Source organism: Candidatus Krumholzibacteriia bacterium, from assembly GCA_035268685.1.
Classification (GTDB): Bacteria; Krumholzibacteriota; Krumholzibacteriia; order JAJRXK01; family JAJRXK01; genus JAJRXK01.
The window spans coordinates 1-14,954 of the sequence record DATFKK010000179.1 but is presented as its reverse complement, the minus strand read 5'-3'; the positions used below and the strand labels follow the sequence as shown (position 1 = coordinate 14,954).

Below are 14,954 nucleotides of genomic sequence, written 5' to 3'. Positions count from 1 at the left end.
CTTCGCCCCCGGCGCGCCCGTGTGCCGACGGCACCACGAAGACCCGAGGAGTCCCGATGTCCATACCAGCGTGCCGAGCCGCATTCTTCGCGATGCTCGCCCTCGTGGGGGGCACGTGGATCGGTGCGGTTCCGACCGCCGCAGCCGAGCGCCCCTACGACCCGAGGGACCTCGTCACGGCGGCCGTGGAAGTCTACAACGAGCGGGCCGACGATCCCCTGCCCTTTCTGACCGGCGACCAGGTCGATCGCCTGGTCGAAGGCAACGTGATCCGGATCCGCCGACGCGACCCCAGGATCGAGGACGGGCCCGAGCGCGTCACCGGATACGTCCTCGTGGAGCACCCCCGCCTCGATGCCTGGCTGGCCGCTCTCGACCCCGAGTTCCCCGACAACCCCATGCTCACGCAGGCCCGCCTGGATCGCGAACCGGGACGGAGCGTGTGGTACCAGCACTTGTCGCTGCCCTGGCCGATCACCGATCGCCACTGGGTGATCGAGGTGGTCCAGGACGTCGAACTCGCGGCCGGGACCGAGAGCTTCGTCTGGGCACACCGGTGGGATCTGATCGACGACGGACCCGCGCTCGCCCGCCGTGCCGTGGCCGCCGGACGCGCGGGCGATCTGACTGCCGAAGACATCGAGGGTGCCATCTACCTCCCGGCGAACGAGGGTGCGTGGATCCTGTTCTCTCTCGATCACGACCTCACCCTGCTCGCCTATCGCGTGAGGACCGTGGTCGGCGGGGGCATACCGGACTCGTGGATCACGACCTTCGCCATGGCTCAGCTCGAGGGCCTTCTGCGCCAGGTCGAGGAGCGGGCCGCGACCGCGCGCGAGGACTACGACGCCGACCGCACGCCGATCCACGACGGCCACGGCGAGCTCATTCGGATCCCGACGACGGATCGTTGAGCGTCCGGGGAAGCATGAAGCTCTCACGCGCTCCGTGGGCTCGGTCCGCGGCGTGGTGGCGCTGCCGGCGCCGGTGCGACCACCACTCGCGCAGGATCGCCCGCAGCGGCCACACCCGGCGACCCCGCGCCCTCTCCATGGCTCCGAAGCGGTAGGCCGCCTCCCACTGTCGCGCGAGTTCACGCCGGGCGTCGCCGAGCGTGGCGGCAGGATCGTAGATGTGCGCGGGCTCCGCGGTCAGGCCGTTCAGCTCGAGGACCACGAACGCACGCCCCGCGCGGAGATCGTCGGCCGACGGGACCCGCAGGTCGTAGCGGCCGAGATGGAATCCCTCGAAGCGTTGGCTCAGGCGGTCGATCGCCTCGTCGAGTTCCCGGGTCCACAGGTCGTTGGCGTCGACGAAGACCGAACCCCGGGAGTGCGTTCCGATCTCGGCCAGGACGACCCGTTGTCCTTCGTCGGGAACCCAGTCGAGACGATCGGCGTGTCGGCGGAGGTGTCTCTCGGCCAGGGCCACCGCACGGGGGTGCTCGAGGATCAGATGCTCCAACGAGCTCTCGCCGTCGCCCTCGACGACCAGGCTCTGCTTCTGCGCGATCGACGTCACGTGTCCGCGCTCGGCACCCGGCTCGCGCTCGTACGACACGCCGTACTCCTCGCCGCCCACGTACGCCTGCAGGACCAGGTCCACTTCCTGCTCGGCGAGCAGTTGGCGCAGGCGATCCCGGGAACGCACCACGTGGACACCCTCGCCGCGTTGGCCCACGTCGGGCTTGAGCACCACGGGCAGGTCCAGTCCCTCGCGCACGATGAAGGCATCGACGACTTCTTGCCGATCATCCATTTGCTCGACGGGCAGGAAGAGCGTGCGCGCCACGTGCAGCCCGTCGTCGAGAGCGGCCAGGATCTGCGCCTTGCTCTCGCCGATCATCCCACCGGCACCGCTCATTCCCCAGTTGGTGGCCGTCGGAACGGTCAGTCCACCGTGGCGCCATCCCCAGACGAAGGCACGGAGGACGATCGGCAGGTACACGATCCAACTCGGCCAGAACTCCCAGCGGCGCCAGCGGGTCCAGCGGCCGACCGCCAGGCGTCGCCCACGCCGGCTCGTCAGGGGGAAGACCACGCGCACGAACAGCAGGATCGCGCCGACCACCACGAGGAACACGATCAGGGAATCGCGACGCATGTCCTCGAAGCGCTCGAGGGCCTCGTGCCCGACCACCGCGGCGAAGCCCACCAGCACCGGTGTCCACGCCATGACCGCCACGAAGAAGAAGCCGGCGAAGCGCCAGAATCCGGCGCGCACCACGCCCACCGCCAGGTACGTGGGGAGGCGGGACCCCGGCACGAACCGCGTGAGGAAGATCGCGATCAGACCGCGCCGGCCGAACCACTCCGATCCGCGCCGCAGGTCGCGCTCACTGAGGAACCAACGGAAGGGCGCACGGTGGACGACCTTCATCCCGAGCCAATGCCCCACTCCGTAGAGGATCAGGTCGCCGAAGTAGATCCCGACGAAGACGGCACCGAATCCCTCGAGCCATCCCACGCGGCCCTGGGCGATCAGCAGCCCCACGCCGATGCTCGTGGCGTCCTCGCTGACGAAGGTGGCGAAGACGATCAACACGAGCAGCAACCAGAGCGTGATGCCGTGGGCACGGAAGTCACGAATCTCGTCGATCGGCACCGAAGCCTGGTCCCGTCGGTGCTCGGTCGCGTTCGCGCGGGTGATCGCAGTACCCTGCTCGACGCGTTCGACCCAGTCCCGGAGGCGCGCGCGCACCAGACCGGGATGGCTGTCGAGCAGATCGTGACCGCCTCCGCGAACGATCTCGAGTTCGGCCTGCGGCACGATCCTCGCGTGCTCCCGCGCGACCTCCGGAGGCACGAGGAAGTCGCGCTGGCCGTGGACGACCAGCATGGGCAACGAGAGTTCCTCGAGCACCGCGCGCGCCGGACGCGCGTCGCTCTCGTAGAAGTATCGGGCGTAGGGGAGATTCAGGGGGAGACGCTCGAGGAAACCGAAGTGCGGAACGAAGTGATCGAGGAACCAGAGAACGGCCAACTGTGCGCCGTACAGCGGTCGATTGATGTCGACGTTCCCCAGGAGCTCGAATTCTTCGACACCCGTGGCCGACACGAGCACCAGTGAGCGCGCGCGGTCGACGTCGCGACGCAGCATCTCGATCGCCACGCTCCCTCCCTGCCCCACACCCACCAGGTGCGCGCGCTCGACTCCGAGACTGTCGAGGGCGGCGAGCACGTAGGTCGCCGCCGCGGCCGACGACCGGCCGCCTCCACCGACCCCCGATGCCCCGAATCCCGGCAGGTCGAAGGCCAGGCGCCGCGCGGGAACGTCCCAGCCCTCGAGCAGAGGACGGAACTCGGCCGAGCTGCCCGGAACGCCGTGCAACAGCACGACGGTCGGGGCGCCCTCGGGACCGGCTTCTCGGGCCGCCAGGCGCACGAGGTCCAGGGCCGAGGAGTCGGTCCCGGCGACCTCCACCCCCTGCACGTCGTCGGGGATCGCGGGCAGGTCTCCACCGGACCACCGCACGCCGTGGTGGGCCAGCAGCAACAGTCCGTAGACCGCTCCGACGATCCACACCCTCGATCGCATCAGCGGATCGCCTCGGAAGGGGGGCCACCGGCAGACGGACGGAAACGGCTCTCGACGGCTTCCTGAGCGCGCCGCGCCATCTCCTTGCGCGTGGTGGGTTCGATCTCGACCCCCGCGAACGCGACCCGCGCCTCCACGCCACGCAAGCGCAGCAGCGACCACACGTGCGGCAGGAACTCGCGATCGCCCCACCAGCAGACCGCCGTCTCGGCGGCCTCGTCGCCGGGCGCGGTGCGGTAGTCGAGCGCTGCGGCGTGGGCCACCACCTGCGCCCGCACCGGCACCTCGAAGAGCGACGACCGGAAGGGCATGACCACGTCACCGCGACCACTCGTGCCCTCGGGGAAGAACACGACCTGCACTCCGCGTTCGACGAGCGCGCGCATGTGTTCGACGATCTCGGGCAGCTGGCGTTTGCGATCCCGGTCGAGGAAGATCGTCTCGGATCCTCGCGCGAAGAGTCCGATGCCGGGCCAGTTCTGTACGTCGGCGCGCGAGACGAACACCGCGTCGAGGAAGGATCCCAGGACGAGCACGTCCACGTAACTCAGATGATTGGTCACGAGCACGCCCGCCCGGGACGGCGGCCGACCCTCCACGTCGATCGACACGTTCAGCAACCGCAGGACGCCACGACAACCACCCCCCAGGAGACCGCGCCGCCATCGGTCGCGGCTGGCCACGTCCCGCGCGAAGGGACGTGTCAGGAGGTGGGTCGCTCCCCACCCGGCCAGGAAGACCACCGTGCCGGCGGCGCGCACGATACCGCGCAGCCCTGCGATCATGACCGTTCGCGCAGGTCCACCTCGAACTGGCGCAGGATACGTTCGGGATCCATCTCGTCGAGGTCGAGCAGGGCGAGGAAATCGATCGTCTTGAAGGCTCGATCGATGGCGGGTCGTCCGCAGATCCGCGCGCCGTAGCGCAGATAGGTACGGAACAGCGTGGGAATGTGGCTCGACTCCCAGCCGTCGACGGGCAGCGAGGTCTCGTGCATGTCGAACTCGGGCTGAGGGTCCAGGTCCAGCTCTGGATGCACGTGGCCGCGGTGTCGCAACCATTCGGCGACCCGTGCTCCCTCGGCCGGATCCTGGCTCGTGAGCGAGCAGCAGCCGAAGAAGTAGCGCTTGCGATGGGCGATCACGTACACGCCCAGCCCACGCCACAGCAGCAACAGCACGCGCCGGTGACGGTGGTCGGCGTCGATGCAGGCCCGGCCGATCTCGCAGGAGTTGCTCAACACGTCGTCGGGCCAGTCCTCCAGGGTGAACTCGTCGGCGGAATAGAATCCGCGGCCCGCCCGCGCCATCTCGGCCGTCTGCAACCGGTAGGTACCGATGACCGTGTCGGTCGGCTCGTGGATCACCATCAGGTGATGGCACTGCGGGTCGTACTCGTCGAGGTCGAGGCCGGTCCCGCGCGAGGAGTCCAGCCCTTCTCCCAGCTCGACGTTGAAGACCCGGTACCGCAGCCGCAGGACCCGCTCCAGGTCCGCGCGATCGCGCGCCAGACGGCAGCGGTAGGCTCCCTCGACGAACTCGAAGTCCGGAGGCCGGTGCGCGAAGGGCGGATAGGGGAAGTCCTCGGGGGACAGGCGGTGTGCGGACGATTCCATCGTGTGATCGGTCCAGCCGCGGGATCGGAGTCGGGTGACGCGGCGCCACTATAGCGCAGGAATGCAGAATCCGCGCTCCCCGAGTCCGGTTCGGTACCTTCGCCGCCGAGCCGTCGGAGTGGAGTCACGGAGCGTGGCACCAGCCGTAACCGGCTTGAACGCCGGCGCAGGGCTGGTCTAGCGTGGGACGCCCCCTCGCCGCACCGGTCAACACGACTCGTCGTCAGGAGTTCCCATGAGCGAAGACCGAACCGTGCCCTCGGACGAGCTGCAGTGGCTCGACGTCCTGGCCGCCGACGACCTCCCCGAGGGCCGCGTGACCACCGTCACAGCGGGTCACCAGACCCTCGCCCTCACCCATTTCGAGGGACACTTCAGCGCCCTGGACAACCGTTGCCCCCACCAGGGGGGCCCCCTCGGCGAAGGTGCGATCGAGAAGGGTTGGTTGCGCTGCCCGTGGCACGGCTGGGACTTCCACCCCTGCACCGGCAAGTCCCCGGGCGGGTACGATGACGGGATTCCGTCGTTCCCGGTCGAGGTGCGCGACGGACGGATCCTGGTCGGGATCCCGAGGGAAGCCCCCCGGATCGAGACCGCCGCCGACATCATGACGCGGACCATGGTGAACTGGGGCGTCCGCCACGTCTTCGGAATGGTCGGCCACTCGAACCTGGGCCTGGCCGATGCCCTCCGCGAGCGCGAGCAGGACGGCGGTCTCACGTACATCGGTATCCGTCACGAAGGCGCGGCCGCGTTCGCGGCATCGGCCTACGCCAAGCTCAGCGGCCGGCCGGCAGCGTGCATGGCGATCGCCGGCCCGGGATCCACCAACATGCTCACCGGACTGTGGGACGCCAAGGTCGATCGCGCGCCGGTGCTGGCCCTCTGCGGTCAGGTCGACACGCAGGTCCTCGGCCCCGGCGCCTTCCAGGAGATCGATCTGTCGTCTGCCTTCGAGGCGGTGAGCGCGTGGCGCCAGACGGTGCTGCCGACCAGTGACCACGCGGAGCTCGTGAACCTCGCGCTCAAGAACGCCATCGTCCACCGTGACGTGTCGACCCTGATCCTGCCGGACGAGGTCCAGACACTCCCGGCAGGCGATGGAGACGCACCCGGCCGACCCGACGGTCGCCTGTCGCCGGTGACCATCACGCCTCCTGAGGAGTCGGTCGACGCGGCCGTCCAGGCGATCGGCGACTGGAAGCGACCGGTGATCGTGGTCGGCCACGGAGCACGCTTCGCGATGGACGACGTCGTCGCTCTCGCCGAGGAACTCGGGTCTCCGGTACTGACCACCTTCAAGGCCAAGGGACAGATCGGCGACGACCACCCACTGGCCGCCGGCGTGCTCGGCCGCAGTGGAACCCCGGTGGCCAGTTGGTTCATGAACGAGTGCGACGGCATGCTGGTACTCGGCGCGTCGTTCAGCAACCACACCGGGATCGCACCCAAGAAGGCGCTGGTGCAGGTGGACTTCGATCGCATGCACCTCGGCAAGTTCCACCGGGTCGACGTTCCGGTGTGGGGTGAGATTTCGGTGACCACGCGGCTGCTCCGCGAACGTCTGGTGGGTCGGACCGACACCGTCGACCAGCGCGCAGAACTGGCGGACCGCTGGGCGGTCTGGCGGCACGAGAAGGAACGTCGGGTGAGCGAGGACCGGGGCCACGGCGTCAACTCGGCCGCCGTGTTCGCCGCGCTCTCGCGCCAGGCTCCCGACGACGCCGTGCTCACCGTGGACGTCGGCAACAACGCCTACAGCTTCGGGCGCTACTTCGAGACCCGGAACCACAGCGTGCTCATGAGCGGTTACCTGGGTTCGATCGGATTCGGGTATCCGGCCGCCATCGGCGCGCGCTGCGCCGCACCCGACCGCCCGACGATCGCCGTGACGGGCGACGGGGGCTTCGCACAATACATGGGCGAGCTGACGACAGCGGTGAAGTACGGCCTGAAGATCACCCACGTGCTGCTGAACAACGACGAACTGGGAAAGATCTCGAAGGAGCAGAGAGCCGGCCGCTGGGACGTCTGGCAGACCGACCTCAGGAACCCCGACTTCGCCGCCTACGCCGAGCTCTGCGGGGCCCTGGGAATCCGGGTCGACACCGCCGCGCAGCTCGACGACGCCCTGGAACGGGCACTCGCACACGACGGACCGGCCCTCGTCGAGATCCGCTGCGACGTCGACCTCGTCTGATGCGGCCCTCAGAGGGTTTCCAGCGCCCGCTGCAGATCGCCGCGGAGATCCTCCACGTCCTCCACTCCGACGGCCACGCGCAGGAGCCCGTCGCCGATTCCGCGCTCGGCGCGCGCCACGGTGCCGAGCAGGGCATGACTCGTGTGCGCCGGGCGCGTGATCAGACTCTCCACCCCACCGAAGCTCGGTGCTGCCGTGAAGTACTCCAGACCGTCCTGCAGCGACCGCGCCGTCGCCGCGTCACCGACGTCGAAGGCGAAGAGCGCGCCGAAACCGTTCAACCACTGCTCGGCCCGCCTGTGGGACGGATGCGACGCCAGACCCGGATACAGCACGCGCTCGACGCGCGGGTGCTCGTGCAGCCACCGCGCGAGGTCGAGCGCAGTCGCGCACTGCCGCTCCCACCGCAGGGCGAGGGTCTTCATCCCGCGCATCAACTGCGCGCAGGCGTCGGGGTCGAGACTGCCGCCGAGGTGCTGGGCCTTGTGCAGCACCCCGCGACAGAGTTCACGGGATCCCAGCACCGCGCCGGCCACGATGTCCGAGTGACCGTTGAGGAACTTCGTGGCGCTGTGCACGACCAGGTCGAAGCCCATGCGGGTGGGCTGCAGACCGATCGGCGTGGTCATGGTGGCGTCGATCATCGAGACCAGTCCCGCGCCACGCGCCCACTCCGCGATCCCCTCGAGGTCGGTGACGTGGAGCAGCGGGTTCGAGATCGCCTCGACGTACGCCAGGCGCGTCGTGTCGCGACGCAGCGCGTTCCAGTCCCGAGGGTCGTCGGACTCCACGAACTCGACCTCGACGCCCAGAGCCGGCAGGTCCTGCGTGAACAACGCATGGGTGCCGCCGTAGAGCGTATGCTGGGCGAGGACATGGTCACCGCTGCGCACCACCGACAACACGGCCGAACTGATCGCCGCCATACCGCTGCCGAGGACGACGGCGTCCTCGCAGCCCTCAAGCGCCGCCAGCTTCGCGGCCACCGCGCGGTGGTTCGGCGTGTTGTGGTAGCGGATGTAGACGACCTGGTCGTCCACGCTGACCGACTCGTCGTACATGGCCGAGCGGAAGACCGGAAGCACCACGGCCCCGTCGTACTCGGTGGCGCGCTCGCCGGCGTGGACGAGGCGGGTGGACGGCCCGGGCTGGCGTGAGGTCGGCTGCATGGTCGGATCTCCTGGCCGGTGGACGCGGATGGCCGTCCCGTCCGCGGACTTTCGCGGGCGGGGCGCGCGGCGTATCATGCCACGGTCGCTTTCCCTTCGCGAGGATTCCACATGCTCCGCCGACTCCGGTTCTCCCGTGCGGCGCTGGCCGTCGCCACGGTCGCGCTGCTGGGGGCGTGCGCGCCCCAGGCGCGGATCTACAGCCGCGTCCCCGTGGCCGAGGACGGCAGCCCGCTGCCCCTCGACCGGGTCGACACGATCGGCTTCGAGGACGACACGCGTCGCTCACTGACCCCGGGCGAGTCGGTCGCCTTCGACGACGGCTCGCTCGTGGTCCTGCACGGAGAGAAGACCGAGATCCACGATCTCGAGACCGTCGAGAGTCTGCGCGTGGAACGCGACGGAGGCGTGGCCGAGTGGTTCGCCGTGCTCACACCCGACGATCTCCGACGCTTCGACCAGCTTCCGCCGATCGCCCGCATCCAGCTGCGTGATGGGCGCCGGCTGACCTTCGGCGAGACCGACGAGGAGGCCCGCCGCGCGAGCTGGGCCCCCAGCCGGCTGGCGATCCAGGTACGACAGACCTCCGCGTCCGAACCGCGCGAGATCATGCTCGACGAGATCCAGACCATCGAACTGCTCGAGAACGAATCGGTGGTCGAGACACTGAGCTCACCGGCGCTCTGGGTGGTCGGAGCGGCCGCCGCGGGAGCGATCGTGCTGATCGGTCGCGCCGCCAGTGATCCCGAGACCACCGCGGTCCGCTGACCCGGTCCCGTCACCGCACCCGCAACGACCACGGCAACGCGAACTGCGGACGGCCGTCGGCCAGCACCGTCCATCGTGTCGCCGAGCGGCCGATCGCCAGCAGCTCGTCGGGCAGGGCGACGGTCGTCGACGACCGCTCGCCCGACAGCAGGTTCGCCAGCATCCGATCGAGGGGCCCCGGCACGGGCTGGAAGGTGACCACGCGCGGGCGGACCGCGCGGTCGATCCCGGCGAGCTCGGCGGCGGTCGCGATCGCCTCCGCCCGACCGCCGAGTTCATCGACCAGGCCCGCGGCGAGCGCGCGCTGCCCCGACCACACGCGTCCGCGGGCCGCGGCATCGGCTTCCTCCACCGAAAGCCCCCGCCCTTCGGCGACGCGCTGCACGAAGCGGTCGTAGAAGCGCTCCAGGGTCTCCTCCAGCAGGGCTCGCTGCGCTGCCGTCCAGGGGCGGGTCGGATCGAACAGGGCCGCGTTCTCCCCCCGCCTGTAGGTCTCGACGTTCACGTCGAGCTCGTCGAGGGTCCCCGCAACGTTGGGGCGCAGGACGAAGACCCCGATCGAACCCGTCACCGACAAGGGGTCGGCGAGGATGCGGTCGGCGCGCATGGCGACGTAGTAGCCGCCGCTGGCCGCCGTTCCGGACATGGAGACCACGACCGGCTTCGAGCGACGCAGACGATCGACCTCCCGCAGGATCAGATCGCTGGCCAGGGCCGAGCCGCCCGGGGAGTCCACCCGGAGCACGACGGCGCGCACCCGATCGTCCTCGCGCGCGCGCTCGAGGCGCCGGACGATCGTCCCGGAACCTGCCAGTTCTCCCGCCAGCGGATCCGACGTCTCGCGGCCGGGAACGATGGTTCCCGCCACGTGGATCAACGCGATGCGCACGTCGTCGGTGCCGACGTCGTCGGATGCAGCCAGGTAATCGAGGATGCCGATCGTGGGCGGGTCGCCCAACCGTTCCCGCAGACCGACGAAGTCCTCGATGCGGTCCACGATGCCCTGCTCCAGACAGGCCGCCGCGTCGTGTAACCCGCGTTCCACCAGCATCCGCATGCGTTCGCGCGTGATGCCGCGGGCTTCGGCGATCGCCTCGATCCACGTGTCGAAGACGTCGTCGAGGTAGTCCTGCACCTGGCTCCGACTGGCCGCACTCGATCCCCCGGCGGTGAGCTGCTCGGGAGCGGACTTGTACTCGCCCACGCCCACGCTCTCGACCTCGATGCCGATTTTGTCGAGCGCACCCCGCACGAAGGTCAACTGCGCCTGCATGCCGCCGACGAGGGCCAGCCCCTCCGGCGCGAGCGACAGGCGATCGGCCGACGTCGCGACGTAGTAGTCGATCGAGGTCATGGTGTTCGCGTGCGCGACCACACGGACTCCCCGGTCCCGCAGGCGCTGCACGGCGGTCCGTAGCTCACGGGCCTGGGCCCAGGCACCCGGAAAGCCCTCGGCCCGGAGCAACACTCCCTCGATGCGCTCGTCGTCGACGACACGCTCGAGCGCGGTGAGGGCCTCCTGATGACTCACGACGGTCGGACGCAGGGCGGACTGCAGACCGGTCCGGTCGGGGCGCTCTTCCGGATATGCCGCAGCGAAGCGGATCTCCAGCCACGATCCCGGTTCCACGTAGGCCGGCGGGCCGAACAGGACGAGGCTCAGCAGCCCCAGCCCCAGGATCACGGTCACCAGCACCACGATCACCACGAGCAGGCGTCTCCACCACGACCGGCCACGACGCGGCGGCGGGGGTGCTGCGGCCCGTGGCGGCGGAACGGGGGGACCGTCCTGCCGTCGTCCGGAGGATCGCTTCAGCGGATCGCCCGCATCGGGCGACGGGGGCAGTTGACTCATCGGTCCATTCCTCCGGAGCCGGGCGGAGCCCCGCGTCCGGTCATCGGACCAGGGCGACTCGCCGGCTGGTGGTCTTCGAGGGCGTGCTCAGACGAACGAGGTAGACCCCGCTGGCGACGCTGTGCCGGTTCGCGTCGCGACCGTCCCATTGCACCCGATGAAAGCCCGAGTCGAGCCGTTCGTCGAGCAATCGTGCGACGTGTCGACCGCGCAGGTCGTAGACATCGAGCCGCACGGGCTCGGCGCGGGTGAGCGAGAATCGGATCGAGGTCCGAGGGTTGAAGGGGTTCGGTACGTTCGCCAGGAGCTCGACCCGACCGGGCGGCTGGCCGTCACGTCCCTCGCGCAGCGAACTCCACGCGATCCGCGCGCGTTCCAGCGCATCGAAGAGTTCGTCGCGCGTATCGGCGATCGCGAAGGCCACCACCAGGTCCACTCCTTCTCCCACCCTCACCGGCGGATGGGGACCGGTCCCGAGCATGCCGACCACGTTCCCCTCGAGCGGACTCACGGCGCCCGCGTCCTGCGACACGAGCTCCCACAGCGTCGAGTCGGACATCGCCCGTCCGAGGTCGAGGCGATCGATCATGTACGGCGCCGCCGGGTCGGACTCACGCGGGCCGACCGCGTGGAAGTGCGCCGCCCGCAGAGGGGACGAAGTGTCGATCACCCGCGCGCCCACGTAGCGCGGTTCGGACGCTCCTTCGAGGGGCTCGGCCCACTGGAGGCCGCGGGCGGGATCGGTGTGGATCGCCTCGCCGCCCCCGCTGGCCGTCCAATCGAGCAGCAGACCGGCGTGCAGTCGATCCAACGCAACGGTGGCCTTGCCGACCGACTCCAGCGCGAGGGGCCGGATCCGCCACCGCCCCAGCAGGAAGTCTCCGAGTTCTTCGGACTCGTGGCCGTACACTTCCTGGCCAATCTCCAGCGACAGACCGTCGGACCGCGCCCTCGACGCGTAGTCGAGTGTGGTCCGGGTCCAACCGTTCGCCAGCTCCTCACGATGCACCGGTGCTTCACGCTCCCGGAAGTCCTCGAGCGCGTCCACGGGCAGGAAGGCCTGCACCGCGTCGATCACCCGCCCCTCACCGGCTCCGATCACGAGGGAACCGAAGAACAAGGACGACTCGAGTTCGCCGCGTCGACGAAAACCCACACCCGAGCTGCTGAGGGGCCGGTTGTACTCGGAGTAGCCGAGCTTGCCGTTGGCAGCCACGCTCATCTCCAGGCCGGCCGATCGCGCTTGCACCTGGTGCGGCACCGCGTCGACGTAGAAGGACTGACGATCGACTTCGTCACCGGCCTCGACGATCAGGTCGATCCGGGCGACGTGCCCGCGGGGCGCGTTCTCGCGGAGCTTCAGCTCGAGCCCGCGCCGGACCGACAGCTCTGCACCCGGCAACACCTGCGAGAGGACGAGTTCGTCCTCGAAGGGCACGAGGAAGGGATCGTCGGTCTCGACCCGGATCCGGACGGGGCCGTCGTACGGGAACAGACTGCGGGCCTCGAAGGCCAGTGCGACGTCGTCGCCGGGGGAGTAGACCAGCGTCTGGTCGTCGGCGAGGAAGCGCACGTTCCGGATCGCCAACGCCGGCTCGAGAGGCCCCAGGACCGCGGCATCGAACTGGACCATGCCACGCCCGACACCACCACGGCGCTCGGGATCGGGCTCCGTGTCGGTGAAGTCGCGGGCGGTGGAGCGCAGCCGTGCCCGGATCTGATCGGGAGTCCATTCGGGATGCTGCGTCTTCAGCAACAGCGCGGCACCGCCCACGATCGGAACCGACAACGAGGTCCCCGAACTGATGGTGGTGCCTCCGTCGGGCACGATCGAGAAGACTTTGTCTCCGGGCGCCGCCAGGTCGACCCAGGGACCGGCGTTGGAGTTCTGCCACAACTGCCAGGGATCGGAGCGATCGTTCGTCGCCGTCACCGACAGTACCGCCGGGTAATGGCTCGGCGCCGGGACGAGGTCGGTGCGGGCGTCGTTGCCCGCCGCCGCGATCACCAGCGAGCCCATGGCCCTGGCCGCCTCGACCACGTCGTTCTCGAACTGACGGAAGGGGGCCGAGTCCCGGTTCTCCTCGCCCGGCCTCACGAACCAGACTCCGCGCCACGAGCAGTTGACGACGTCGGCCCCGTTCAGCGCGGCGTAGGCGATACCACGGTAGGCGAAAGTCGTGTCGAGCCCTTCGCCGCTCTCGTCCTGCACGGAGACCAGCATGACCTCCGGATTGAAGGCCACCCCGGCACCGAAGGCCCCGTTGCCCGCCACGGCGCCGGCGACCCCCGCCACCAGCGTCCCGTGGCGCCGCGTCTCGGGCATGCCCTCGAGATAGAGCAAGTCCCCACGATCCAACGTGACGTTCCAGCCGTGGACGTCGTCGACGAATCCGTTGCCGTCGTCGTCGACTCCGTTGCCCGGAATCTCGCCCGGATTCCTCCATAGATTCGGAGCGAGGTCCGGGTGGTCGACGTCGAATCCACCGTCGACCACACCGAGCACCACGTCGCCCTGCTCCGCGCGGACCACCTCCCACGCGGCCTCGGTCCCGAGCAGATCGAACATCCACTGCTGCCGGATCGGGATGAACGGATCGTCCAGCGAGACGGTCGACCCCGCCTCTGCCACGTAACCTGCCGGTTCGATCGGCGCCGGCGTCTCGATCCGGGTCGCCCACCCCTGTCGCAGGGCCTCGACCCACCAGTCCGCGGCCCTCGCTTCGTCCAGCTCGACGACGTACCAGCGAAAGAACCGTTCCAGCGCCGTACGCGCGCGCTCGTCCAGCCCGCTCACACGCCGCCCGAGCCGCGTGGTCACCGGCAGGACCGGCTCGGCCCGTCCCCCGTGGAGCGTGAGGGAACGCTCGAGCTCCTCGCCCTGGAGCACGACCCGATCGAGAGGTGGAACGGTGTCGCCACCCCGCAGCAATGCGGCGTCGCGAGGTACCTGGACGTGCAGCCGGACCGTGGCTCCCGAAGCCGGGACCGCCAACAGCGCCACCAGGAGGATCAGGCCCACGATGCGCGCCACACGGACGCGCAGACTCGACAACGACATGTCGGACCGCCGAGGGGAAGAAGAGCCGGTGTCCAGACCATAACGCCAAAGGCCCGCCCCCGGAAAGGGGCGGGCCTTCGATCATAATGCCGGCGACGACCTACTCTCCCACGCAGTCTCCCACGCAGTACCATCGGCGCAGCGACGCTTGACTTCCGTGTTCGGAATGGGAACGGGTATTTCCGTCGCGCTATTGTCACCGGCAAACCGTGTCCGGCACGGACCAGGTCCGCTGCCAGGAAAGGTCTTTGACAACCGCATTCGGGTGAGAGGCACGAAGCCCCCCAGAGCTGACAGGACATTGCTTCCACGAAGGAAGCGAGACGAATCAAGCCTCTCGGCCGATTAGTATCGCTCGACTCCACACGTTACCGCGCTTCCATCTGCGACCTATCTACGTCGTCATCTACAACGGGCCTTATGGGACTTGCGTCCGGGAGATCTCATCTCGGGAGGGGCTTCGCGCTTATATGCTTTCAGCGCTTATCCCTACCAGACATAGCTACCCAGCCGTGCCACTGGCGTGACAACTGGTGCACTAGAGGTCTGTCCACCCCGGTCCTCTCGTACTAGGGGCAGCTTCCCACAAATCTCCTACGCCCGCGACGGATAGGGACCGAACTGTCTCACGACGTTCTGAACCCAGCTCGCGTACCGCTTTAATTGGCGAACAGCCAAACCCTTGGGACCTTCTCCAGCCCCAGGATGCGATGAGCCGACATCGAGGTGCCAAACCTCCCCGTCGATGT

At 69.1% G+C, this 14,954-nt stretch carries 9 protein-coding genes and 2 rRNA genes; 3 read left to right on the top strand and 8 right to left on the bottom strand.

The features are described 5' to 3' along the window. The first annotated feature begins 56 nt into the window (after window positions 1-56). A complete protein-coding gene (locus VKA86_17255) occupies window positions 57-914 on the top strand; it encodes a hypothetical protein (protein ID HKK72951.1) in 858 nt (285 codons plus the stop codon). Here the strand turns inward: VKA86_17255 and VKA86_17250 are convergent. From VKA86_17250 to VKA86_17240, 3 genes are read right to left on the bottom strand one after another with little or no spacing between them, the layout of a single operon-like run. Next, window positions 886-3,537, bottom strand: coding sequence for an alpha/beta fold hydrolase (locus VKA86_17250; GenBank protein ID HKK72950.1), 2,652 nt, complete (start codon window positions 3,535-3,537; stop codon window positions 886-888). The genes VKA86_17255 and VKA86_17250 overlap by 29 nt on opposite strands. Beyond that, window positions 3,537-4,322, bottom strand: a complete 786-nt coding sequence (locus tag VKA86_17245; GenBank protein HKK72949.1) for a lysophospholipid acyltransferase family protein — start codon at window positions 4,320-4,322, stop codon at window positions 3,537-3,539. Before VKA86_17245 ends, VKA86_17250 begins: the two co-directional genes overlap by 1 nt. Next, a complete protein-coding gene (locus tag VKA86_17240; protein ID HKK72948.1) occupies window positions 4,319-5,152 on the bottom strand; it encodes a GNAT family N-acyltransferase in 834 nt (277 codons plus the stop codon). The genes VKA86_17245 and VKA86_17240 overlap by 4 nt, the downstream gene beginning before the upstream one ends. A 235-nt stretch (window positions 5,153-5,387) precedes the next feature. On the opposite strand from VKA86_17240, the gene VKA86_17235 reads away from it, so the two are divergent. Next, a complete protein-coding gene (locus VKA86_17235; protein ID HKK72947.1) occupies window positions 5,388-7,352 on the top strand; it encodes a thiamine pyrophosphate-dependent enzyme in 1,965 nt (654 codons plus the stop codon). An 8-nt stretch (window positions 7,353-7,360) separates the two neighbouring features. Here the strand turns inward: VKA86_17235 and VKA86_17230 are convergent, their stop codons facing one another. Beyond that, window positions 7,361-8,521 carry a PLP-dependent aspartate aminotransferase family protein gene (locus VKA86_17230; protein HKK72946.1) on the bottom strand — a complete coding sequence of 387 codons (1,161 nt, stop codon included), beginning with the start codon at window positions 8,519-8,521 and terminating at the stop codon, window positions 7,361-7,363. Between the two features lie 111 nt (window positions 8,522-8,632). Here VKA86_17230 and VKA86_17225 point away from each other — a divergent pair, with 111 nt between their 5' ends. Continuing rightward, complete coding sequence (locus VKA86_17225) at window positions 8,633-9,289, top strand: hypothetical protein (protein HKK72945.1); 657 nt, start codon at window positions 8,633-8,635, stop codon at window positions 9,287-9,289. Between the two features lie 10 nt (window positions 9,290-9,299). Here VKA86_17225 and sppA read toward each other — a convergent pair whose 3' ends face one another. The 4 genes from sppA to VKA86_17205 form a co-directional block, all read right to left on the bottom strand. Beyond that, complete coding sequence (gene sppA / locus VKA86_17220; protein HKK72944.1) at window positions 9,300-11,144, bottom strand: signal peptide peptidase SppA; 1,845 nt, start codon at window positions 11,142-11,144, stop codon at window positions 9,300-9,302. A 40-nt stretch (window positions 11,145-11,184) separates the two neighbouring features. Then, window positions 11,185-14,205 (bottom strand): S8 family serine peptidase, encoded by a 3,021-nt coding sequence (locus VKA86_17215; GenBank protein HKK72943.1) that lies wholly within the window; start codon window positions 14,203-14,205, stop codon window positions 11,185-11,187. Window positions 14,206-14,292: 87 nt separating this feature from the next. After that, window positions 14,293-14,409 (bottom strand): 5S ribosomal RNA (gene rrf / locus VKA86_17210). A 120-nt stretch (window positions 14,410-14,529) separates the two neighbouring features. Then, window positions 14,530-14,954 (bottom strand): 23S ribosomal RNA (locus VKA86_17205); the annotation flags it as partial.